Annotated in this window: 25 protein-coding genes; 10 read left to right on the top strand and 15 right to left on the bottom strand. The window is 42.0% G+C overall.

Annotated elements, in window-relative coordinates:
* Nucleotides 1–56 precede the first annotated feature (56 nt).
* Both BET01_RS04205 and BET01_RS04200 read right to left on the bottom strand, forming a co-directional pair.
* Entirely contained in the window at nucleotides 57–1,397 is a 1,341-nt protein-coding gene (locus BET01_RS04205; protein ID WP_120195511.1) for an ABC transporter substrate-binding protein, read from the bottom strand.
* Between the two features lie 160 nt (nucleotides 1,398–1,557).
* On the bottom strand, nucleotides 1,558–2,343 hold the full coding sequence (locus BET01_RS04200) for an AraC family transcriptional regulator (RefSeq protein WP_120195510.1): 786 nt from the start codon (nucleotides 2,341–2,343) through the stop codon (nucleotides 1,558–1,560).
* Between the two features lie 120 nt (nucleotides 2,344–2,463).
* On the opposite strand from BET01_RS04200, the gene melA reads away from it, so the two are divergent.
* The 3 genes from melA (at nucleotide 2,464) to BET01_RS04185 (ending at nucleotide 5,427) form a co-directional block, all read left to right on the top strand.
* Nucleotides 2,464–3,786, top strand: a complete 1,323-nt coding sequence (gene melA / locus BET01_RS04195) for an alpha-glucosidase/alpha-galactosidase (RefSeq protein ID WP_120195509.1) — start codon at nucleotides 2,464–2,466, stop codon at nucleotides 3,784–3,786.
* 123 nt (nucleotides 3,787–3,909) lie between these two features.
* On the top strand, nucleotides 3,910–4,812 hold the full coding sequence (locus BET01_RS04190) for an AraC family transcriptional regulator (protein ID WP_120195508.1): 903 nt from the start codon (nucleotides 3,910–3,912) through the stop codon (nucleotides 4,810–4,812).
* Nucleotides 4,813–4,827: 15 nt separating this feature from the next.
* Nucleotides 4,828–5,427 carry an NAD(P)H-dependent oxidoreductase gene (locus BET01_RS04185; protein WP_120195507.1) on the top strand — a complete coding sequence of 200 codons (600 nt, stop codon included), beginning with the start codon at nucleotides 4,828–4,830 and terminating at the stop codon, nucleotides 5,425–5,427.
* A 67-nt stretch (nucleotides 5,428–5,494) separates the two neighbouring features.
* Here the strand turns inward: BET01_RS04185 and BET01_RS04180 are convergent, their stop codons facing one another.
* Nucleotides 5,495–5,695 carry a DUF1858 domain-containing protein gene (locus BET01_RS04180; RefSeq protein ID WP_120195506.1) on the bottom strand — a complete coding sequence of 67 codons (201 nt, stop codon included), beginning with the start codon at nucleotides 5,693–5,695 and terminating at the stop codon, nucleotides 5,495–5,497.
* Between the two features lie 250 nt (nucleotides 5,696–5,945).
* On the opposite strand from BET01_RS04180, the gene pflB reads away from it, so the two are divergent.
* The 6 genes from pflB to BET01_RS04150 all read left to right on the top strand — a co-directional run bounded on the left by pflB (nucleotide 5,946) and on the right by BET01_RS04150 (nucleotide 10,398).
* A complete protein-coding gene (pflB, locus tag BET01_RS04175; RefSeq protein WP_120195505.1) occupies nucleotides 5,946–8,006 on the top strand; it encodes a formate C-acetyltransferase in 2,061 nt (686 codons plus the stop codon).
* Between the two features lie 12 nt (nucleotides 8,007–8,018).
* Nucleotides 8,019–8,246 (top strand): hypothetical protein, encoded by a 228-nt coding sequence (locus BET01_RS04170; protein ID WP_120195504.1) that lies wholly within the window; start codon nucleotides 8,019–8,021, stop codon nucleotides 8,244–8,246.
* A 40-nt stretch (nucleotides 8,247–8,286) separates the two neighbouring features.
* A complete protein-coding gene (gene grcA3, locus BET01_RS04165; RefSeq protein WP_120195503.1) occupies nucleotides 8,287–8,532 on the top strand; it encodes an autonomous glycyl radical cofactor GrcA3 in 246 nt (81 codons plus the stop codon).
* Nucleotides 8,533–8,558: 26 nt separating this feature from the next.
* Nucleotides 8,559–9,326: a pyruvate formate-lyase-activating protein gene (pflA, locus tag BET01_RS04160; RefSeq protein WP_207667561.1), complete on the top strand. Its 768-nt coding sequence runs from the start codon at nucleotides 8,559–8,561 to the stop codon at nucleotides 9,324–9,326.
* Between the two features lie 95 nt (nucleotides 9,327–9,421).
* Nucleotides 9,422–9,592 (top strand): DUF362 domain-containing protein, encoded by a 171-nt coding sequence (locus BET01_RS04155; protein ID WP_120195501.1) that lies wholly within the window; start codon nucleotides 9,422–9,424, stop codon nucleotides 9,590–9,592.
* A 92-nt stretch (nucleotides 9,593–9,684) separates the two neighbouring features.
* Entirely contained in the window at nucleotides 9,685–10,398 is a 714-nt protein-coding gene (locus BET01_RS04150; protein WP_120195500.1) for a gamma-glutamyl-gamma-aminobutyrate hydrolase family protein, read from the top strand.
* A gap of 97 nt (nucleotides 10,399–10,495) precedes the next feature.
* On the opposite strand, the gene BET01_RS04145 is transcribed toward BET01_RS04150, so the two are convergent.
* Nucleotides 10,496–11,155 carry a helix-turn-helix domain-containing protein gene (locus BET01_RS04145; protein ID WP_120195499.1) on the bottom strand — a complete coding sequence of 220 codons (660 nt, stop codon included), beginning with the start codon at nucleotides 11,153–11,155 and terminating at the stop codon, nucleotides 10,496–10,498.
* 309 nt (nucleotides 11,156–11,464) lie between these two features.
* Between BET01_RS04145 and BET01_RS04140 the strand changes: the two genes are divergently transcribed.
* Nucleotides 11,465–12,460 carry an alpha/beta fold hydrolase gene (locus BET01_RS04140; protein ID WP_120195498.1) on the top strand — a complete coding sequence of 332 codons (996 nt, stop codon included), beginning with the start codon at nucleotides 11,465–11,467 and terminating at the stop codon, nucleotides 12,458–12,460.
* 358 nt (nucleotides 12,461–12,818) lie between these two features.
* Here the strand turns inward: BET01_RS04140 and BET01_RS04135 are convergent, their stop codons facing one another.
* The 11 genes from BET01_RS04135 to BET01_RS04085 all read right to left on the bottom strand — a co-directional run bounded on the left by BET01_RS04135 (nucleotide 12,819) and on the right by BET01_RS04085 (nucleotide 23,327).
* Nucleotides 12,819–13,832 carry a response regulator gene (locus tag BET01_RS04135; RefSeq protein ID WP_120195497.1) on the bottom strand — a complete coding sequence of 338 codons (1,014 nt, stop codon included), beginning with the start codon at nucleotides 13,830–13,832 and terminating at the stop codon, nucleotides 12,819–12,821.
* Between the two features lie 2 nt (nucleotides 13,833–13,834).
* Nucleotides 13,835–15,166, bottom strand: a complete 1,332-nt coding sequence (locus BET01_RS04130) for a PocR ligand-binding domain-containing protein (RefSeq protein ID WP_120195496.1) — start codon at nucleotides 15,164–15,166, stop codon at nucleotides 13,835–13,837.
* A 123-nt stretch (nucleotides 15,167–15,289) separates the two neighbouring features.
* Nucleotides 15,290–16,432: a 1-propanol dehydrogenase PduQ gene (locus tag BET01_RS04125; protein WP_120195495.1), complete on the bottom strand. Its 1,143-nt coding sequence runs from the start codon at nucleotides 16,430–16,432 to the stop codon at nucleotides 15,290–15,292.
* Nucleotides 16,433–16,475: 43 nt separating this feature from the next.
* Nucleotides 16,476–17,891, bottom strand: coding sequence for an aldehyde dehydrogenase family protein (locus BET01_RS04120; RefSeq protein WP_207667560.1), 1,416 nt, complete (start codon nucleotides 17,889–17,891; stop codon nucleotides 16,476–16,478).
* A 46-nt stretch (nucleotides 17,892–17,937) separates the two neighbouring features.
* Nucleotides 17,938–18,579 (bottom strand): phosphate propanoyltransferase, encoded by a 642-nt coding sequence (locus BET01_RS04115; RefSeq protein WP_120195494.1) that lies wholly within the window; start codon nucleotides 18,577–18,579, stop codon nucleotides 17,938–17,940.
* Nucleotides 18,580–18,615: 36 nt separating this feature from the next.
* Nucleotides 18,616–18,891: a propanediol utilization microcompartment protein PduA gene (gene pduA / locus BET01_RS04110; RefSeq protein ID WP_120195493.1), complete on the bottom strand. Its 276-nt coding sequence runs from the start codon at nucleotides 18,889–18,891 to the stop codon at nucleotides 18,616–18,618.
* A gap of 40 nt (nucleotides 18,892–18,931) precedes the next feature.
* The gene (gene metK, locus BET01_RS04105; RefSeq protein WP_120195492.1) at nucleotides 18,932–20,116 is read right to left on the bottom strand and encodes a methionine adenosyltransferase; all 1,185 of its coding nucleotides are present in this window, start codon (nucleotides 20,114–20,116) and stop codon (nucleotides 18,932–18,934) included.
* 24 nt (nucleotides 20,117–20,140) lie between these two features.
* The gene (locus BET01_RS04100; protein WP_120195491.1) at nucleotides 20,141–21,454 is read right to left on the bottom strand and encodes an aldehyde dehydrogenase; all 1,314 of its coding nucleotides are present in this window, start codon (nucleotides 21,452–21,454) and stop codon (nucleotides 20,141–20,143) included.
* 45 nt (nucleotides 21,455–21,499) lie between these two features.
* Nucleotides 21,500–21,763, bottom strand: a complete 264-nt coding sequence (locus BET01_RS04095; RefSeq protein ID WP_024837724.1) for a EutN/CcmL family microcompartment protein — start codon at nucleotides 21,761–21,763, stop codon at nucleotides 21,500–21,502.
* 69 nt (nucleotides 21,764–21,832) lie between these two features.
* On the bottom strand, nucleotides 21,833–22,579 hold the full coding sequence (locus BET01_RS21805; RefSeq protein WP_207667559.1) for a BMC domain-containing protein: 747 nt from the start codon (nucleotides 22,577–22,579) through the stop codon (nucleotides 21,833–21,835).
* A gap of 22 nt (nucleotides 22,580–22,601) precedes the next feature.
* A complete protein-coding gene (locus BET01_RS04085; protein ID WP_120195490.1) occupies nucleotides 22,602–23,327 on the bottom strand; it encodes a hypothetical protein in 726 nt (241 codons plus the stop codon).
* Nucleotides 23,328–23,334: the final 7 nt, after the last annotated feature.

The raw sequence follows: 23,334 nt of genomic DNA, 5'->3' as shown, positions 1-23,334 counted from the left end.
CCCCTCCCATCTTTGTTAAAAAGGGGAGGCAATTCCGATTGCCTCCCCTGCATTCCCTATTCGCTTGCAAGCATGGAATTCATTTCTTTCTCAATATCCTTACATACTTCCTCTGTGGTCTTGTTTCCGTTCCAGGCATCGATCAGCTTATCATGGATCATATTGGTCCATACCATGGTTGATTTTGAATATGGACGGATTACAATGTCCTCTTTCATATCAAGATATGCTTTTAAATTAAATGCTGGATAAGCTTTCACCCAGTTATCTGTGGTTCCTTCGTAAGCAGATATTACCACTCCAAGGTCAGACTGTTTTTGCTGCGCTTCCTTAGAACCCATGTATTCAATCAGCTTCCAAGCTTCTTCAGGCATGGAGGTATTGGCAGATGCCGCCCAACCAAGACCATTATAGATAGAAATTCGTTTGCCTGATGCGGCATCCTTTGGAAGAACTGCAATGTCACAATTTGCTTTTACATAATCGTTGTTACAAAGCTCTGGAAGCATCCAAGAACCCTGTGTAATCATCGCTACTTTACCAGCCTCAAACAAAGCCTCATCTGCATTCTCTGCAACAACCTCATATGGAGGTGCGTAACCTTTTTTCATTAAATCCGTAAGGAACGTAAGTCCCTTGATGGTTCCTTCCTGACCAAAACCTGAGGACTTTTTATCATCACTGATAACATAGCCGCCCATATCATAAACAATATTACACCAACCAGCCTGATCATTGGTTGGTTTCACCGTAAATCCATACTGGCTTCCATCAGACTTTGTCAACTTCTTTGCTGCATCTGCAAAGGTATCCCAGGTCCAGGTTGCATCGGGATAAGAGATTCCAGCTTCATCAAACATGGTCTTGTTGTACCACAGAGCAATGGTATCAATGTCTTTTGGTACTGCAAGCTGCTTTTTCCCTTCCCACTTATAAATATCTACAATCTCCTTGGGGAACTTATCCATCTCAAGGGTCTTGCTGTCTTTAATTTTATCGGTTAAATCAAGAAGCATATCATACTGAGCATACTTTGAGATCTCGTTGGAATGCATCCAGAACACATCAGGTAAAGATCCGCCTGTGGCTCCTGCCTCCAGCATGGTCCAGTACTGCTCCCATGGGGTGATTTGAATCTGAGTCTTAATTCCGGTGGCCTTTGTAAAATCACTCATGATTTCTGTTAGTCCAGGTTCCTGATTCTTATCCCAGATGGCAACTGTCAGTGTCTTACCACCTCCAGCATTCTCAGCCGCTTTGGTGGTCTCTTCTGCCTGCTTTGTCTCTTCTTTGCCTGCCGTAGTCGTTTCTTTTCCTGCTTGCTGACTGGAGCAACCCACAAGTGCTGTAGCAGCAATTGCAATCGCTGCTGCTGTAAATCCCCATTTACGTTTCATTTTGCTACCTCCCTGTTTTAACCATTTTATATGTTTTTCAATTCTATTTCCATGGTTTTTTGTGCATTTTTCTTCTGTGTGTAGTCATTATAATATAGAAGTTGCATAAATCATATAGATTTTTGTTATGGGATTATGGCATTTTGTTATATCAACCACCTTAATTTAATATTCCTCTCCGGTATTGTAAGGGGGACAACCCCTCTGCCTGCTGAAAACATCTGCAAAATACGGACGCATCGTGAAACCCGCAGGAGAGGCCAGTTTCTGTCATGGTAAGTTCCGTATCCTCTAACAGCCTTTTTGCCTCCATAATTCGGTAAGCGGTTAGATACTGCTTGGGAGATATTTTTTTATACTTTATAAAAAGCTTATATAGATAAGTCCTGTCAATCCCCACGTGTTTTGCCACATCCTCAATCTGGATGGAGTAGCTGAAGTTATGATGTATGTATGCCTCTGCCTTCGATACATAGCTGGCCTCAAACGCCCCTTCCTCCTTCTTTAAAGGAAGCATGGAAAATAAAAGATAGAGATACCCTGTCATAGCATCTTGTCTGTCCCCGCCAGACAAAAATACATCCACCAGCTTAGATAAACAGTTCTTCCACTCCTCTTCTTCCTTAAATTGATACACATACCCTCTCTCTTCCTGCCTGTGTTCCCGAAGAAGACGTTCTGCCTCCACCCCGGCAAAGGATACCCAGGAGTATTCCCAAGGGTCCTCGGGGTCTGCCTCATAAAAGGTGATTTCCTGAGGCTTTATTAAAAACCCATCCCCTTCCTTTAAAGCGTACTCTACATTTCCTGCCCGGTAGATTCCCTTGCCCTTAAGAACCACGTGCAAAAGATAATGAGTCCTGATGGCAGGACCAAAAAAATGGCCAGGAGCACAGGACTCATGACCACAAAAATAGATGGTAAGTCCTCTTGCTGTCTGATTCATAAAAAAGCACCTCCATGCAACAAATTAACAAAGATATGAAACAATCTTCCTATCTTTTTACCTATGTCAATTATACAATAGCATCATCAGGGTAGCAACGAAAAACAAGGAGGAAATGAAATGATAAAGATCACGTTTATGGGCGCAGGAAGCACCATTTTCGCTCGAAATGTTCTGGGTGACTGCATGTGCACCCCAGTGCTTCAAGATGCAAAAATCGCCCTTTATGACATTGACTCGGAGCGCCTCTCCGATTCAGAGCTGATTCTAAATGCAATCAACAAAAACATCAACCAGGGCCGGTCTGAGATCACCACCTATCTGGGAATTGAGAACAGGAAAGAGGCTCTAAGGGATGCTACGTTTGTCGTAAACGCCATTCAGGTAGGAGGGTACGATCCCTGTACCATCATTGACTTCGATGTCCCGAAGAAATACGGTCTGAAACAGACCATTGCCGATACACTGGGAATTGGGGGGATTATGAGAGGATTAAGAACCATTCCAGTCCTGGAAGAGTTTGCAAGAGACATGGAAGAAGTTTGCCCCAATGCCTATTTTTTAAATTACACCAATCCAATGGCAATATTAACAGGCTATCTACAACGTTATTCCTCCATTAAGACCATTGGCTTGTGTCACAGTGTTCAGGTATGTTCCGAGACCTTATTAAAAGGGCTTGATATGGAGGATCAGCTTGAAGGCCGTACCGAGTTAATTGCAGGAATCAATCACATGGCTTGGCTGTTAAAAATCAAGGACCGGGATGGCAATGACCTTTATCCAAAGATTCGGGAACGAGCGCTCGAAAAAAACAGACGGGAAAAGCATAAAGATATGGTGCGTTATGAATACATACAACATCTGGGCTACTACTGCACCGAATCCAGTGAACATAATGCAGAATACAATCCCCTGTTTATCAAATCAAACTATCCAGATATGATTGAAGAATTCCAGATCCCCCTAGACGAATATCCAAGGCGCTGCATCAAACAAATTAAGGGTTGGGAGGATGAAAAAGCTTCTATAATAAATAAGGGAGAGATTACTCACACCCGTTCCCTTGAATACGCTTCCTATATTATGGAAGCAATCGTAACCAATGTTCCTTACAAAATCGGAGCAAGTGTGTTAAACCACGGTCTAATTGAGAATCTTCCCGCCGATGCTTGTGTCGAGGTTCCCTGTCTCGTAGATGGAAGTGGAATCACCCCTTGTCTGGTGGGTCGCATTCCCACCCAGCTTGCAGCCATGAACATGACGAATATCAATCCCCAACTTCTAACCATAGAGGCAGCCCACGACAGGGATATCTCTAAGATCTACCAAGCAGCCATGCTGGATCCTCATACCAGCGCTGAGCTTAATATAAAGGACATTCGGGCAATGGTTGATGAGCTTATCGATGCTCATGGAGATTATATGAAAATGTACCGTTAAGGACTTTTCATCGTAAAAAATATTTGCATGTCATAATGCCTTCCTGTATAATAGACCCATCAGATACTCGTTTTGACACGCTGTCTGAAGGGTCTTTTTCTATAGGGAGGTGGAATTTCATTCATGGATAAACAAACCACGTACAATAATGTAGCTGGCTTCCGCTGTCTAAGAAACATTCAAAGGCAGACCAATGATTTATATCTTGTTCACTGCGGTATCCAGAAGTGTCCACCTGGCTACACCTACGATCATAAGATACCAAACGAGTATCATCTTCATTTTGTGCTGCAAGGTACTGGTGCTCTCATTATCGGTGATAAGAAGTACGATCTAAAGACCGACGACATCTTTTTAATTCCCAAGGGGATTCCGATCCGCTATCATGCCAACTATGAAAATCCATGGCAATACATGTGGATCACCTTTGACGGGGAGATGGCAAAGGCTTATTTAAGCTATGCCGGCTTATCCGAAGAAACTCCAACCATTCACTCCCAGATCCCAAGTCAGGTTTATCTTCCTCTCATTCAGAAGATTCTGGATCTTAACCAACTTACCTTTTTCAATGAGATCCGGCGGGTGGGATATTTATATGAGATACTCTCCTCTCTCATCGAGATGCAGAGCTCTCTTAAAACTAGCCGCAAAAAGCAGTACGATTATTCCATCGACACCTATGTGGACTATGCGCTGCAATACATAAAGCTCCATTATGAACACATTACGGTACAAGACATTGCGGATTACATTGGAATCAATCGTTCTTATTTAACATCTATTTTTAAAAAACAGCTTCAAGTTTCACCAAAAGAATACCTTATGAGATTTAAGCTTAATATCGCCGCAAAGCAGCTTACTGATACAACCATGTCCATTCAAGAGATTGCCACCGGAATCGGATACGACAATCCCCTTACCTTTTCAAAGATCTTCAAACAAGAATATGGAAACAGCCCGAGACATTACCGGGAAGAGAAAAGAGATGAAAATCATTCGATGCATGTAGATCGGCACACAGAATAAGAGGAGGATAAGTCAGTGAAAATTTCGGTCATTTTAGGACACCCTTACAAAGACAGCTTCAATGCAGCTATTGCAGAAACAGTTGTTACTACATTAAAAGACAACGGACATATGGTTATGTTTCACGATTTAGCACAAGAGAATTTCGATCCAGTAATACCTGCCAGCGAACTGGCTGACGATAGCACGGAAGATCTTCTGGTTCTTACTCACCAAAAAGAGATTAAAACCGCAGATGGCATCATTATTGTTCATCCTAACTGGTGGGGACAGCCTCCTGCGATCTTAAAGGGATGGGTTGACAGAATATTAAGAGAAAACATAGCTTACACCTTCCCAGAGGGAGATGATGGAGGCGGACTTCCTATCGGCCTCTTAAAAGCTAAGACAGGTCTTGTATTTAATACTTCGAACACTCCAAAAGACAGAGAAGACATTGTATTTGGGGATCCGCTGCATCGCATTTGGAAAGATTGTATCTTTGATTTCTGTGGTGTAAAGGAATTTGACAGAACCATGTTTCGTATTATCGCTGGCAGTACCAGTGATGAGAGAAAACAATGGCTGGAGGAAGTTCATAGAATGGTGAATCAATACTTTCCTTTAAAAGAATAGACGGTATTAGTAATTCCAGCAAAAAAATAAGGAGGCAGATCACAACGACCTGCCTCCTTACCTATATTTATCTGTCTGCCAGCACTTCATTAATCTGGGAAACTAAAACGTCACAGTCTAATCCATGAACCATACATGCTTCCTCTAATGATTCACCCTGAGAGGATGGGCAGCCAAGGCAATGCATTCCTGCACGCATTAAAATCGGTGCTACACAATCATCAACCTGAAGCAAGTTACCGATTACCATATTTTTATCGATCTGCATCTCGTATACCTCCTTTTTAAAATGTACATATTGTCTTTATAATATAATACTTTTTCTTATATTAATCAAGATAAAGTTGGTTTTTATCAAGTTATAGAAATTTTTCTCAATAAGACGGTTGCGCTTGACATTGTATACAGTATTCATATATAATGTATTCATACAAGGATTATATGAAATATAATCAAATATAATCGTTGACGGCACTTATCTATTGACATTACTAATAAAGAATTTTGGAGGTACAACAATGAGACCAGAATGGAAAGCCTTTAATGGCGGCGCTTGGGAACGTGAAGTAAACGTCCGGGACTTTATCCAGAAGAACTATACCCCTTACGACGGTGACGACTCTTTCCTTGTTGGAGCGACCGACGCAACGAAAGAGCTTTGGAAACAGGTACTTGAATTATCTAAGAAAGAAAGAGAAGCTGGCGGCGTTCTTGATATGGACACTAAAGTAGTCTCTTCCCTTATTTCTCACGGACCTGGATACTTGAATAAAGATTTAGAGACAATCGTAGGATTTCAGACAGAGAAGCCATTTAAGCGTTCCTTACAGCCTTACGGCGGAATTCGTATGGCAGAGAAGGCTTGTGCAGATAATGGTTACACCCTTGATCCAGAAGTAAAAGAATTTTTCTTAGCACATAGAAAGACACACAACGCAGGTGTTTTTGATGGTTATACACAGGAAATGCGTGATTGCCGTTCCAGCCATATCATTACTGGTCTTCCAGATGCTTACGGCCGTGGCCGTATCATCGGTGACTACCGCCGTGTTGCTCTTTACGGAATTGATTTCCTGATTCTTGATAAAGAAGATCAGAAAGACACGACAAGCACTGTTATGTACGCTGATGTAATCCGCGACCGTGAGGAATTATCCGAGCAGATCCGCGCACTGAAAGATTTAAAGAAGCTTGGCCAGATTTATGGCTGTGATCTTTCCAGACCTGCTGCTAACGTACAGGAAGCAATCCAGTGGACCTATTTATCCTATTTGGCTGCTGTTAAAGATCAAAATGGTGCTGCTATGTCCTTAGGACGTACATCTACCTTTATCGATGTATATGCTCAGAGAGACTTAGAAGCAGGTACCTTTACAGAAGAACAGATCCAGGAATTTGTAGATCACTTCGTTATGAAGCTTCGTCTTGTAAAATTTGCACGTACTCCAGAATACAACGAGTTATTCTCTGGAGATCCTACCTGGGTAACAGAATCCATCGCTGGTGTTGGTATTGACGGACGTCACCTTGTTACAAAGTCTTCCTTCCGTTACCTTCACACATTAAGCACGTTAGGAACCGCTCCAGAGCCAAACTTAACTGTACTCTGGTCTACAAGACTTCCAGAAGGCTTCAAACGCTTCTGTGCTAAGTCTTCTATCGAGTCCTCAGCCATTCAGTATGAAAACGATGACCTGATGAGAGTTACTCACGGTGATGACTATGCCATCGCTTGTTGTGTATCTTCCATGAGAGTTGGTAAAGAGATGCAGTTCTTCGGCGCTCGTGCTAACCTTGCAAAATGTCTTTTATACTCTATCAACGGTGGTGTGGATGAGATTTCTAAAAAGCAGATCGGACCTAAATACCGTCCAATCACTTCTGAATATTTAGAATATGATGAAGTATTAGAATCCTACAAGCAGATGATGAAGTGGCTTGCTTCTGTTTATGTAAACACTTTAAACATCATTCACTACATGCATGACAAATACAGCTATGAGCGCATTCAGATGGCTCTTCATGATAGAGAAGTAACCCGTTGGTTCGCAACAGGTATCGCTGGACTTTCCGTAGTAGCTGACTCCCTTTCTGCTATCAAGTATGCAAAGGTTAAGGCTATCCGCGACGAGAATGGTATTGTTACTGATTATGAAGTTGAAGGTGATTTCCCTAAATTCGGCAACAACGATGACCGTGTTGACTTAATCGCTCACGATCTGGTTCACACATTTATGACCTATATTAAGGAAAACCACACTTACAGAAATGGTATTGCTACAACCTCTATCTTGACAATTACCTCAAACGTAGTATATGGTAAGAACACAGGAGCAACTCCTGATGGACGTAAGAAAGGTGACGCATTTGCACCAGGCGCTAATCCAATGCACCACAGAGATACTCATGGCGCTGTTGCTTCCCTTGCATCCGTTGCAAAGCTTCCATTTAAGGATGCTCAGGATGGTATCTCAAATACCTTCTCCATCATACCAGGTGCTCTTGGTAAGGAAGACCAGATTTTCTCAGGTGATTTAGAGGTAGATTTGGAACTGGAACTTAGCGAAGACCAGAAATAAGGAGTGACTGCTATGGCAGATCCGAAAGACAAACAAATTGATGATATCGTCTCCATGCTTGATGAATTCATGGGTGGAAACGGTGGACACATGAACATCCGTGTTGCCGAGAACGGTACCATAAGCGCCGATAAGACATTGGCAAAAACAATGAATATTACTAGCTCCTCAGACTGTGCAGAAGGCGATATGGCATGTAAAGTGCCAACTCTCTTCTCCGGTCTAGACCAGGAAGACTAACAACACACAATTTAACAACCACATAAGGAGGATAAACACTATGACAAATATCAGCACATCCCAAATTGACAATCTTGTAAATTTATTAGATGGCTATGTAGCAGAAGGCGGTCATCATTTAAACGTTAATGTATTCACTCGTGAAACACTTTTAGACGCTCAGAATCATCCGGAAAATTATCCACAGCTTACTGTTCGTGTTTCCGGTTATGCAGTAAACTTTATCAAACTGACAAAAGATCAGCAGGATGAAGTTATCTCCCGTACATTCCACGACAATATGTAATTCATAGTAAAGAAGGCGAATCAATCATGACAGGAAGTATCCATTCCATTGAAAGCTTCGGTACCGTTGACGGACCAGGCGTACGCATGGTAGTTTTTTTACAAGGTTGCCCTATGCGTTGTCAGTACTGCCACAATCCGGATACCTGGAAGATGGCAGGCGGTACAGAGATGACAGTCGAAGAAATTTTAAAACAGTATGAGTCGTCCCAGAACTTTTACCGGGGCGGCGGCCTAACGGCCACCGGTGGAGAACCGATGATGCAGCTTGAGTTTGTTACAGAACTTTTTGAAGCGGCAAGAGAGAAAGACATTCATACCTGCTTGGATACCTCAGGGGTAACCTTCCGAAGGGATGACAAAGCATTTCTTTCTAAAGTTGAACGGCTTTTAAAATCTACTAGTCTTGTCATGCTTGATCTCAAACACATTGATGACGAAAAGCATAAGCCATTAACCGGACATTCCAATAACAACATTCTGGATTTTGCCCGGTACTTAGATGAGTTAGAGGTTCCCGTTTGGGTTCGGCACGTAGTTGTGCCGGGACTTACGGACCATGAACCTGATCTATATCGGCTGGGACGCTTTATCGGAGAACTGAAAAACGTCAAAGCACTGGACGTTCTCCCTTATCATGACATGGGCAAAGTGAAGTATGAAAGCCTTGGGATGGAATATCCTCTAAAGGATGTTCCCCCCATGTCAAAGGAAGGTGCCGTTGCCGCTAAGAAAATCATCTTAAAGGGCATCAAAGACGCCAGATTAGACAAAGCTAACCGTCCTTGCTCCTAAAATTATACATGAAATGCATAGTTTGCTACTTGATTAATTTTTATTAATAGTATAAAATAATAAAAAATGTATAGAATATATGGAGGTAATTTATTATGGCACGTGTTATTAGTGAAGCTTGTGTTAGTTGCGGAACATGCGAAGGCGAATGCCCAGTAAGCGCTATCAGCCAGGGTGATTCTCTGTTTGTTATTGATGCTGATTCTTGTATCGATTGTGGCGCTTGTGAAGGTGTATGCCCAACTGGAGCTATTTCCGAAGCTTAATTTATGAATACATAAATGCCTCTTCCGAAAGGAAGGGGCATTTTGTTATTTCATTGGTCTCCTTCTATGGTGAGAGAAAGGATGTTTCTTATATGAGAAAGCCCCTGATTGGTCTGACTCCTTATCACGACACAGATAACCATGATATTAAGATGCGCCCTACCTATTTAAGAGCTTTAACGGCCGCAGGAGCCATTCCTGTCGTACTGCCCTTAGAATGCCTTAAAGATGATTTAAAACAGCTTGTAGATGAACTTGACGGCTTCCTGTTTGCTGGAGGTCCAGATGTCCATCCTTTTTTATTTGGAGAGGAAACTAAAGAAGGATGCGGGAATGTTTCTAATGAACGAGATCAGATGGAACTAACACTGCTTCCCATGATATTAGCTTTAGAAAAACCGATTCTTGGAATCTGCAGGGGAATCCAGATTTTAAACATCGGGCTTGGAGGTAATATCTGGCAGGATATCCCTTCCCAGGTAAAGAGGGAGTTTCCCATTGCCCATACGCAACCCTTTTATTACGACATGCCTAGCCATACCGTCACCTTAAAGGAAGGAAGCCTACTCTCCAAGGTAACAGGAGAAACGGTGCTTAAAGTAAACAGCATGCACCATCAGGCAGTAAAGGACGTAGCACCTGGTCTTATTGCAACAGCCTATTCCCCTGACCAACTGGTGGAAGCCATAGAAATGCCTGGTTATCCCTTCTTTTTGGGGGTTCAATGGCATCCGGAATATTTATGGAAAAAAGATAATGCAGCTTTTGGAATCTTTCAGACGTTTGTAAATGCTTGTAGAAAATAAGAATAATATAGAAAAATCCGCAGTCTCACTTTCAGTGGCAGCTGCGGATTTTTGCCTTAACAGGAGTCCCTGTTATTTATCTGAAAGTAGTGTGGTATTACAGTTTTTTACCGTTTCTTCCGAACTTTTTATTGCGGTTGAAAAACGGAATTTTGGAAGCTGCTGCTTCTGCACGGCCTTTGTTGTCTTTTTGATAAATTCTTAAAAGCTCGTCCAATTGCTTGTAACGCTCTTCTTCTTTTTCTTCCTTTAAATTCATGAGATACTGCATTTCCTTAATGACCTTATCATTGACCAGACAGCTCACATCCTGGCTTAGCTGTTCATTATTGACTTCTAATGCTCGTCCTATAATGTGGTTCATGATTTCCTGGAACTGCTCCATCTTTTCTTGTGCGATGGAAACTGGCGCTGTATTATGTATATCCAGGATTGTCCCGCTCTCTTGACCATATAAGCTTCCCTCTTTTAATTCCTGAGTGATCTGGCCATCCAATAAATCATCGGGGATGATGGGATCTTCGCTTCCTTCAATGACCTTATCAAGCGCTGTTTTGATGGCTTTTAACTGGTATCCCTTTTCTTTCAAGTCTTTGATCTGCCTGAACAAACGGATGTGCGATTCGGTGTAATACCGGTGCCCCATCTCATTTCTGGGAATGTCTAATTGTAGCTCGTCCTCCCAGTATCGAAGGACATGGGATTCCACATCGACTTTCCTCGATGCATCCGATATTAAGTAATGTATCTCAGCCATAGCTATATCCTCTCCTTTGGTTCATTAAGTTTAATAACCTTACTATTTATATCATATGCGGGTTTGATACAAATTATGAATGAGAAATAAAAATTTTTTCAGGATGTTGGAAAGTATTTTCAATGAAGACTTAGATTAGAATCGTCTAAAGATTGGCCATGAACTGGCATCAGACATACAGGAATTTCAGCTTTCTTTGCTTGTTTACACTCAGTACATATAACCATCACAATGGGGACATATTAATTTATTATACTTATTGTCTATTTGAAAATTGATCTACCGATACAAAGACAGGAGAATTTGAACATGGCAAGAACAGAGAAAGTCTCAAAAAATGATGGGACTAAAAATGGTAAAAAACGAAACTTATTATTAAAAATAATTGCAGGGATACTTGTTGCATTCATCTTATTTCTTGGCATTACGTATGTTGTGAACGGAATCTGCAATGGGATTGAGAAAAAGAAGATAAAGCCTTACGGTCAGCATGTTGTTGTGGATGGGAAAAACATGAATGTGTCCATACAAGGGAATGGAGAGCAGACCATCGTCCTTCTCCCTGGACAAGGAACCCCTTCGCCTGTACTTGACTTTAAGTTATTAATTGATGAATTGACACCTGATTACAAAGTCGTGGCAATCGAGCCTTTGGGTTATGGATTAAGTGATCGAACCGAGAAGGAAAGAACAACAGAGAATATCGTCAGTGAAATCCACGAAGCCGTACAGCAATTGGGGCTTGACCGTTACATTCTAATGGGACATTCCATTGCAGGTCTTTATGGGGCGACCTATATAAAGAATTATCCTGATGAAGTTACTGCTTTTATAGGCATTGATAGCAGTGTTCCAAACCAGCCTGGCATGGACGCCAAATTGCCTTTAAGTACTATGGAATTCTTTCAAAAATCCGGTTTGATGAGATTGATGAAGAAGGTTTCAGTTGACTCCAATGGGTCCCTTGCATATGATGACCAAACCAAAGAACAGATGAATCTAATCTCCAATCAAGTCTCAAGCAATCCGACCTTGATTGATGAGTTGAAACACCTGGGATCGAACTTTAAAAATGCAGAAAATCTCACTTATCCCAGCGATTTTCCACTGTTACTTTTCGTTCAATCCAATAATGAACAAAATCCTAATTGGATTCCAGTGCACGAAGAGCAGGTAAAGCAATCCTCCATCGGAAAAATGATCCCCATGGAAGGGTCCCATTATCTTCATCATACAAAGTACAAAGAAATAGCTGAGGCGTTTAAAGAATATATGAAGGAAATTGGGAAACCGGCAATTTCTTAAGGTTATTTTCTAACAATTTCTATCTTTTTAGTAGCTCATTCGCGGCATGGGTTTCCGCCAGGTGGATGGGTTACTATAATGAGATAGATGTGAAATCAATAACTTAATCCGTTTCCTCTTTTAATTATATTGATTTGTTACCAACATTATAATTATCTTCTTTATAAGATTTTAGCACATCCAAGAAAGAGTCTGACTTGTCAGACTCTGGCGCTGACGCGCTGTCACTTTAGTGACATCTTCCTCTTAAGCGTCATGTGCATCCTGCACGGAGTGCTTTTTATTTTATAGGGGAGTTCGTAGAACTTTCCTATAAAATAAAAAAGCTTCCGGCAGAGTCGGAAGCTTTTAACACGACTTAGAGAGAGCATTTTTTGCGTGTCTCACTTTTATATTCTTTCACGGTTACCTTCTCATATTTTTTAAATACCTTACTAAAATAGCTGCTTTCATTATATCCAAGTCGAAAGGCTACATCGGCAATGCTGTCCTCGGTAAAATAAAAATAACCTTTTGCCAGATGTATCTTTTTCATATGAATATACTCTGTGACACTTACATTAAGCTGCTCACGGAAAATACGGCTTAGATATCCCTGGCTAATGGCACAGTTTTCTGTAATCGTGTTAAGAGTTATATCTTCTTTGATATGATTTTCTATATAAAGAAATATATTTTCCAACAGGGAATAACGGTTCATGCTGTTTTGCTGAAACAGATAATCCATCACTCTAAAAAGCCAGAGTTCCGATGTCTTCCTTTCAAGAATAAGTGCTTCATTAATAGGAAATAGCTCTCCAATCTGCATATTCTCATCGTAGACCATTCTGGTATCCAAAAGATTCTGTCCGATATAGGTAAATAGTTTAATCAGTCTTACGAAATCCCCTCCTGCCATCTCATAAATACCGTCAATAATCCCGGAAAGACTTTTGTAAAATTCCCCAAAATCTTTTTGCCTCAGAAGCATTGCAAGTGCCTCATGATGATTCATAACGGTATCTTCATGATTGGTCTTGTAGTTCTCTAGTATCTTTTTTACGTGGCCCCATGTAACGGGTTTCTCCAAAACATCTTTTACTTCATCTCTTGCCATACTCCTGACAAAAACATGAGTTGAAAAGGCGGAAAGCATATAAATGGTGATCTCCGGATTCGACTGATGAATGATCCTGCTGGCTTCCAGTCCTGTCATACCGGGCATCATCATATCCATAAATACAATGTCTATGGAACCTTCTTTGCATGCTCTTACTGCGCTCTCTCCATCGCCTACTACCTGGACTATTTGGAATGATTCTTCTCGGGATATTAAAATCTTTAAGGCTTCCTGCATTAAAATATCATCATCTGCAATCAGAACCCTATACATGATTATTCCGTCCTTTCTTCATAATGTCCGGGCCAGATCAGAACGCTTTTACACCCCTTATTCCTAGTGCCCTCTGATATAATTTTATACTCTTCACCAAAAAGCCTTCTCATCTTATCCCTGGCATAATCTTTCCCCAAGCTAATATAATACCCTTCGTGCTTGTCCTTAAATGCCTCATATTTGGCTTCTAATTCCACTTCTGAAAGACTGGGGCCATCGTCGCTGATCTCAAGGGCTAAGTTGTTATTCCTTATGGAGCCGCCTATGGAAATCTTCCCTCCCTGTTTTTTTAATGCGATTCCATTATACAGAGCATCTTGAACAAATGGCAGTAAAATACCGGAAGGCATCTTTCTCATATGCATCTCTCTTGGCACCTGAATGGAATAATTAAGCCGGTCTCCCAGCTTCTTTTTTTGAATCAGCAAATAATTTTCTGCATAATCCAGTTCTTTTGATATAGGGACAAAGGTTCCCTTGTCCATACATTTATATTTGGTATATTCAATAAAAGAACCCAGAAATTCCTGAAATTGTTCTTTATCTTCTATAATAGATAAATTCATGAGGGAAGTCATCACATCCATAGTCTCACAGGGATTGAAATTCATCTTTAGTTCCTGCAACTCCATGTTCTTTTTCGTAATTTCTTTGACTAGAAGCTGATTGGATCCCTGAATTCCTTTTAAGCGCTTCTTTAATGCATCTTCATGAATATGTTTGCTGACTTCATTTTCACTTAGCTGATTGATTACAAGGAAAACCAAATTGGCTATATCCAGAAACTTCTCATAGGGAAAAACAGGAATTTCCTTTCGAAACTCCTCACATTTTTCTCTTACCTCTTTTGATTGGTCCGAACGCATAACAGAAGCCAGGCGGCTTACAGATTCAGGGGCATCCACACACTGGACCTGTCCCCCGATAAAGCCTCCTAGATAGTGCCCTCTGACAATGATGGGGATTGCCATCTCTAAAAGTCCGCAGGGGCAAAAATATACATTGGCCTTTTTTGTTACAGCTGCTTGTATAGAGCCAAAGGCATCAGAAGATTTACAACCTTCTATGGCCTCTTTGCTATTTCGAACCTGATTGCAGAAACCGGAAAAAAACGTTGCATCCGTAATTGGCTCCCCTCTAAAATCCACCGTAACAAATGCTACGCCGGTTGCTTTTGAAAGACTCTTTTGGATATTCTCCAGTTTTTCCTTTCCAAACAAGTGGATAATATCTAGTTTTGTCATGTTGCCGTCTTCATCCATACTGAAATAGTCATCTGTTGAATCTGACTGCATCTCGGCTAAATGAAGCAGTTCTTGATAATCTTCCATCTCTGTGACCTCTCTTTGCTGCTAAGTTATGTTTGTCATCTTCTTGTAAATGATTTATTTCTATATCAGGATAACATAAGAAGACCGGGCTGTCATATAAAACAGCTCGGTCTTATGATATTTTTATCCTTTACTGCCACTCTCCCTGACATCGTAAATATCCAACAGAATTTTCTGTATCCCGGGACCTGCGATTTTAGTAGGAGTGGTGGCAAAACAGGCATCCATAAGAGCATTATCTACCATATTTTTAAGTTGATTTTCATATTCCATTCGGTCAATTCCCAGTTCCATAACAGAAGACGGCATATTCATGCAGCGCATGAGAGCTGTAATCAGTCCTTTGATTGCTTTTACGGCAACCCTGGAATCTTCCTTTGCTTCTGCCAACTGTACTTTTATAGCAAGTGCGGCATACTTATTCATAATCTCCTGGCTTGTACAATTATATTCTATCACATGATTTAACAAAATAGCATTTGCCAGACCATGGGGGATGTGAAAGGTTCCGCCAAGCTGATGGGCTATGCTGTGATTTACACCAAGGCCAGCCGTATTAAATGCGATTCCTGCAAGGGTAGAGGCTTCCTGCATCCTGGTCCTAGCTTTTAAATCATTTCCATCCTTGTAGCAACCCAGCAGAGATTTTAATAAAAGCTCGATTGACTTTTCTGCCATGGCATCAGAGAAAACGTTAGCACCTGTGGCAACATAAGCCTCTAATGCGTGGGTCAGCACATCCATTCCGGTATTAGCAGTAACGACCTGAGGGACTGACAAGGTCAGTGAGGGATCTAAGATAGCTACATCAGGAAGGATTTCATCCGACGAAATCAGATGCTTACTCTTGTTATCAGGATCTGTTATGACAGAAGCTGAAGTAACCTCAGATCCGGTTCCGCTGGTTGTTGGAACTGCAACAAAGAGGGGCTTTTTAACCAGTTCTTTTATCATAGAAAAATAAATGATTCCTTTTGCGGTATCAATGGCAGATCCGCCTCCAAAACCAATGACAATATCCGGTTTTACCTGATACATCATACAAAGTCCCGATCCTACCACCTGGATGGTGGGATCAGGGATTGCTTTGTCAAATAATTCTACAACATTGCTGGAACAAAGAATGTCTGTTAAATACGTAACAGCTCCATTCTCTGAAAGAAACTTATCGCAAACGATCAAAATCCGCTTATTTTTTATGTCTTTTAAATACTCTCTTGCTTGCTTGCCTTCCTGTATCCTGGTTTTCATGTATACATTTGACATATGCGTTTCTCCTTCTTATTCCATGGATATAAGCCAAACCGCTTTACCTTATGCTGAATGCATCGGCGAGAACGCATTTCCGTTTTCTGCAGAAAGATCTCGCTGAGGTAAGGCCTTCTCCGGTAGGTCCTGCAATGGTGAATGTGGTATGGCCTTCTCCGCCTGCACCGATTCCTGCAAACGATGGGGCATTCTTTACAAAGATTGTTGTTTCTAATACCTTTGCCATCTTGCTTAATTTCTCTACGTTCTGAGAGTGCATGATTGCTGTATGGCGGTTTCCCTGCTCTGCTTCATAAGCATATTCAATTGCAGTATCTACGTCAGAAACACGTACAATTGGAAGAATGGGCATCATCATTTCTTCCTGGACAAACAAATCATCCTTTGGTACTTCCATGATAATCACACGAACGGAATCTGGTACCTTCACACCAAACTTATCCATGATATAGACTGCGCTCTTTCCAACGAAAGAAGTCTTTGGACCACCTTTTTCTGTCGTTACAAGAGCTTTTAATTCCTCGATCTGCTGTTTACCTGTCATCAGATAAGCACCATTATCCTTCATATACTGGATGAGGTGATCACAGATGGAGTCTACTGCAAATACTTCTTTCTCTGCAATACAAGGAACGTTATTGTCAAAGCTGCAGCCATCAACAATATCTTTTGCTGCTTTTTTAATATCTGCGGTTTCATCAACAACCACAGGAGGATTCCCTGCGCCTGCTCCGATGGCTTTCTTTCCAGAGGAGAGAACTTTCTTTACGATAGAAGGACCACCGGTAGCAACTAAAAGGCGAACTTTGGGATTGCTTATCATTTTTTCCGTGTTCTCTAAAGATGGCTCTTCTACCATAGCAATCAGGTTAGAAGGAGCACCAGCTTCTATTAAAGCTTTGTTTAACATCTTAACAAGAAGTCTGGAGACCTTTTTTGCTCTTGGATGAGGACTGAAAAGAACTGTGTTTCCACCAGCAATCATGGAAATGGAGTTATTGATAATGGTCTCCGTTGGATTGGTGGTTGGAGTGATGGCTCCAATGACTCCAAAAGGACAATACTCAATCAGAGTAAGACCGTTATCCCCTGTGACTGCCTCGGAAATCAGATCTTCTGTTCCAGGAGTCTTTTCCGCTGCCAGACGGTTTTTAATAAGCTTATGCTCATAACAACCAATCTCTGTCTCTTCCACTGCCAGTTTTGAAATCAGTTCTAAGTTTTCTTTGTTTAAGACCGTTTTTCGGATTACGTCCACATATTTCTGACGGTCAGCCATGCCGGTATAAAGAAGTTTTTTCTGTGCCTTTTCAGACGCTTCTATTGCTTCATCTATTGTTGAGAAAAGACCGTAACCTTCTTTCCTTTGCTCTGTTACATTCACAATCTGTTCTGACTGAATCTCACGTAAAACCTGTTCTACCATTTGTTCAATTGCTTTTAAATCCATATCCAAGCGTCTCTACCTTCTTTCCCTTATTGTGAGTCTGTTTTAGAAATCCTTATCGCTCTTTTCTGATGATTACATGATCCCCGTTGCTTAAGGAAAAGGCATTGGCTTCATCCACGTCTACGTGCATTTCCAAGGCAAACTGATCCGATACACGAACCAGAACCTCTCCTAATACACCACGCCTTTCGCCAAATGTCTCTACTTCTACCATATCTTTGTCCTTCAGACCAAAATCATCTGCCTGAGCAGGTGTCATATGGATATGGCGTAAAGCAACAATCGCACCATTAGAAAGAGAAACAATACCTTTGGGACCGATTAAATCAAGTCCCGGAGTTTCTTTCAAGTCTCCGGATTCCTTTATGAGAGGACGGATTCCAAGACGGAAACTGTCGGTCTTTGATACCTCAACCTGACTTTGTTTTCTCACTGGTCCAAGAATCCGTACCCGTTCAAATTCTCCCTTAGGGCCTCGTATTGTTACTGTCTCATTGCTTGCAAACTGTCCCGGCTGTTTTAAATCGCCTTTCCTGGTCAGTTCATATTCTTTTCCGTAAAGTATGTCTAAATCCTGTCTGGATACATGGACATGCCGGTTCGATACCCCAATGGGAACTTTATGTGTATCATAATCTTTCATTTTCTCGATTACCCGCTTGGTAACAAGCTTGATTAATTCTTCTTTATCCATGCTTCCCTTTTCCTTTTGAACTGTTTTTACGGCTTATTATAATTTAGGTAAAATCTTCTCTACATCTGCATGAGGTCTTGGGATCACATGGTGGGATACCACTTCCCCTACATTTGCTGCTGCAGCTGCACCTGCGTCGACGGATGCTTTTACAGCGCCTACGTCTCCGCGAACCATAATAGTTACAAGACCAGAACCAATCTTCTCGTAACCTATCATTGTAACATTTGCTGCTTTTGTCATTGCGTCTGCTGCTTCAATTGCGCCTACCAAACCTTTTGTTTCCACCATTCCTAATGCTTCATTTGACATTTGTTTTACCTCCTGGTTTATTTGTTATAGGAACCTTTTATTAAAAAGCCAACTGTCTTAATATCCATGCCTTATCTGTTTCTTCCCAGCAAAACCCTTGATTTGTTCTTCCAAAATGCCCATAAGCGGCTGTCTTTTGGTATTGGGGCCTTAGTAGTTTTAATTTGGAAATACAATCGGAAACGCCAAAAGAGAACACATTTTTTACAAGTACTTCCATCTGATGGTCTGAAATGGTTCCGGTTCCAAAGGTATTGACCGTAATTGCCTCCGGTTCGATTCCTCCGATGACATATGCAAGCGCTACTTCACATCGATTTGCCAGACCTGAGGCTACAATGTTCTTTGCCACATAGCGTGCCATATAGGCAGCCGAGCGGTCCACTTTCGTAGGGTCTTTGCCGGAAAAAGCACCTCCACCATGCTTTCCAATGGTACCATAGGTATCCACCATAATCTTTCTTCCGGTGACTCCCGTATCCCCTGCCGGACCTCCAATGACAAACCGTCCCGTAGGATTGATATGAATTCTTGTCTCAGGCGTTATAAAGCAAGAATCTATCACCGGCTCTATAACCATACAGCGAATGAATGCATTCAGTACTTCCCGGCTAACTGCTTCGCTGTGCTGGGCAGATACAACAATGCTGTGAATTCCCACAGGTTCGCCTGCCTGGTTGTAACGCACCGTAACCTGGGTCTTTCCATCCGGATATAAAAAAGAGGCTCCCTGGGTCTTTCTAACAGAATCAAGCCGCTCTGCCAGACGATTTGCCAGATAACAGGGCAGAGGCATCAGGCTCTCTGTCTCATTGACAGCATAGCCGTACATAACACCCTGGTCTCCGCCGCCAAGTACTTCCTTCTCCCCGTCTTTGCCTTTGGTGACACCAAGGGAAATGTCTGGAGACTGATTATGTATATTGGTAAATATCATGCAGGTATCTGCATCAAACCCTTTTCCAAGTTCCACATATCCAATGTCTCTGATAACCTCTCTGGCTATTTCTACCACATCAATCCGGGCCGTTGAGGTGACTTCTCCTGCCAGCATCAAGGTGTTCGTAGAAGCCATAACCTCTACTGCCACTCTGGATGCAGGGTCTTCCTTTAAATAAGCATCTAAAATCCCATCTGCAATCTGGTCACAGACTTTATCCGGATGCCCCTTTGTAACGGATTCGGAGGTCACGAAATAGGTTCTTTCCTCGCACCTTTCAAACATTCCTTCAACCTGCTTTCTCAATGATTAACGGAGGGCGAAGCCGTCGGTCAGTGTACACCTTCTCCTCCGGGTGAAATGCCTTGCAGTGGCAGTTCCCTCTCCGGTAGTCGTTGCAACCGTAAAACTGGCGTGCCCTTCCAGATCAAATCCAACTCCCAGTAAAGACGGGCCGTTTTTTACAAATACAGAGGTCTGCATCTTTTTTGCTGCGCGGCTTAAATGTGAAATACACTGAGAATGAATGGTGGCTGTGTGCTTCAAGCCCTGCTCCACTTCAAGAGCCGTTTCTAATGCTTCATCAAAATCAGAAACCTTAATCAGAGGAACCAAGGGCATTAAAAGTTCAAGAGTCACAAAGGGATGGGTCTTATCCGTTTCTACCACAATCAGCTTTACAGGAGAAGAACAGGAGATACCTGCGCTGGCAAGTATCCTATCAGCACTTTTTCCTTCCAGCTTTTTATTCACCATCAGATCTTCTGTAACAGCAACTTTAAGAAGCTTTTGAATCTCTTCCTCGTTCTTTACATAATAGACCCCATTCTTTAAAAGCTGATAAATAAAAGCGTCGGCTGCCTGCTCTGTCACAATCATACACTTTTCGGAAGTACACATTAAATTGTGATCAAAGGCAGCACCACGGACTATGTCATAAGCTGCCTGCCTGATATTAGCCGTCTCATCTACAATCGCAACCGGGTTTGCCGGTCCTGCCGCAATCACCCGCTTACCGGAAGCCATTGCCTGATTCAAAGAGTCCGCACATCCGGTACACACCACTAGATCTACATCCGGGTGACTCATAATCTCTTTCGTATATCCCATAAGGCTTTCATGGAGCGTTACTACAAGATCCGGAATATTACAGACGCTTAATACGGCATTGCTAATCACCACCGTCACCAGTTGGGATACCCGCAGTGCTCTGGGATGAGGGCAATGTACCACGCTGTTTCCTGCTGCAAGCATACCAATGGTATTATTAATGAGGGTCGCACAAGGGCTGGTGGAGGGCAAAACCGCACACACAACGCCAACAGGAGCAAGCTCATAAAGAGTCATGCCGTGATCACCTGTGTTGATTTCTGAAATAAGATCCTCCACACCTGGAGTTTTTTCTATGGCAAGACGAATTTTCTCCGTCTTATCTGCTTCATTTCCCATACATGTCTCTGCCACAGTCAGTGCCGCCAGTTCTCCTGCCATGGGGCGAAGTGCCGCTCTTACTGCTTCAACAACTTCACGCCGCTGATTTAAAGTCAACTCTGCATATTTTATTGATGCAGTCTTTGCTGCTGATACCGCATCCGTTACACTGGAGTAAATACTGCTAATCATATGAATTCTTACCTCCTTTCCTTTAAAGCTGATAAGGAGAACCTTTTAACCTACGACGGTATCAACGATTCCAATAATCGCCATGTCAATCACAGCTTCACGCTTCTTCTTATCTACGCGGACAGAAGAACCCTGGCCAATTAAAACGATTTCGCCGACTCCTGCCCCTACATAATCTACTGCCACTTCTTCAGAATCTATGAAATTACCTTGGGAATCAATCCTGCGAACGATCATCAGTTTGTAGCCCGTTAAGGTCTCATCTTTCCTGGTCGCTACAACAGTACCTGTAATCTTTGCCAGTCTCACTTACGTTCCCTTTCCTTTCCCGGACACAAAAATTCTCCACGAACTCTGTGTACCGCCTAAATCCTGAGATTAATTTTTGGTTTTATGTTCCGCCGTTTTTTTGGCTCCGGACTGGTTTACAGAAGAAACCTTCTCTGTTCCCGCCTGTGGTTCAGTCTGTAATTCAGCCTGTGGTTCCTGTGCTGTTTTTTCTTCTGCTGCCTGTTCCACTAATGCTGTTTTTTCTTCTAATTTTTCTTCTAGTTGAACTTCTGGTTTAACTGCTAGTTGAACTTCTGGTTTAGTTTCTGGTTTAATTTCTGGTTTAACGGCTGGTTTAACGGCTGGTTCAACTTCTGGTTTAACTTCTAATTCAACTTCTAATTTATTTTCTAATTTAACTTCTGATTTAACTTCTGATTTTTCTTCTACTTCTGGTTTTGCCGTTTCTTTTATGACTTCTTTTACGGATGTCTCTCCTGCAGTCGCATCTTCTTTTTCTGCCTGCATTTGCACCTTAGCAGAATGGGACGGCTGGATGGGCGCATCTGTTTTTGTGTTTTTAGCAGCTCCGAAAATCTGATCCACAGAATCTGCAGGCCGGGCAATGACTTTAAAGGACACCAGCTTCTGGTTTTCCAATCCTGTCTGCTTTCCTACGCTTACAGCCGCATTGACTGCTCCCACATCTCCGACAACCTTAACGGTCATATAGCCTTGACCTTTGGAGTTTTCAATCTCCAGAATTGTAACATTGGCTGCTTTGACCATGGCATCTGCTACCAGCACTGCCGTTGACAATCCCTGGACTTCAACCAATCCTAATGCCTGTTTCATGAAATCACCTCACAACTTATGTTTACTGTAAGACAATGTTTAATAACCTTGCCCTGTCTTTTGCTAAATCTGTAATGATATCCCCTTCTTTTAAAAGAAGTACTCCATCTGATGTATGTTCTTCTACATTGGACGCCGTTATCAGCCTTTTCCCACGGGCTACACAAGCACTGGGCTTTTCCTTTGCAATAACGCTCTTAACGGAATCTGAATGGGAAAGACTTTTGTAGGAACCGATTTCTATTCCATATTCCAAAAGCTTTCTGTAATAAGATAAAATCTGTTCCTGATAGGCTGGTTGTTCTTTTCCGGAAAAAGGAGCAAGCCCAGACTGTAAAAAAAGGATCCGGCTTCCTGCCCGAAAACAGGCTGCCAACCAGGTAGTCTCAAATGTATCGTGAATGCACAGAGCGGTCTTTACCGCCACCTCTGTGGCAATCACCGGAAAAACCGTTACTGCATCTTCTAAATCTTCCGGAATCCCCTGGGAATAATACCGCATTCCTTCACAGGAAGAAAAACTTCTAAAACAGGCTTCCCGTCCCTCCACCTGCCATTCATCGGGAATGACAGGGCAGACACGGTATTCACCTGTTTTCTGTATTTCTTCTAAAAACCCATAATATCTTTCATCCCAGGCTGAGGTACAGACCATATACAAGAGTTTCTTTTCTCTTTTTCCCTCTTCTTCCAGTCTCTTTAAGATTTTTAGCACCAGCTGCTTTAGCTGCTCTTCACTGATTGTCAATTCGTCC

Source organism: Lacrimispora algidixylanolytica (assembly GCF_003609635.1).
Lineage (GTDB): Bacteria > Bacillota > Clostridia > Lachnospirales > Lachnospiraceae > Lacrimispora > Lacrimispora algidixylanolytica.
This window is presented reverse-complemented; position numbering and strand designations above follow the sequence as displayed.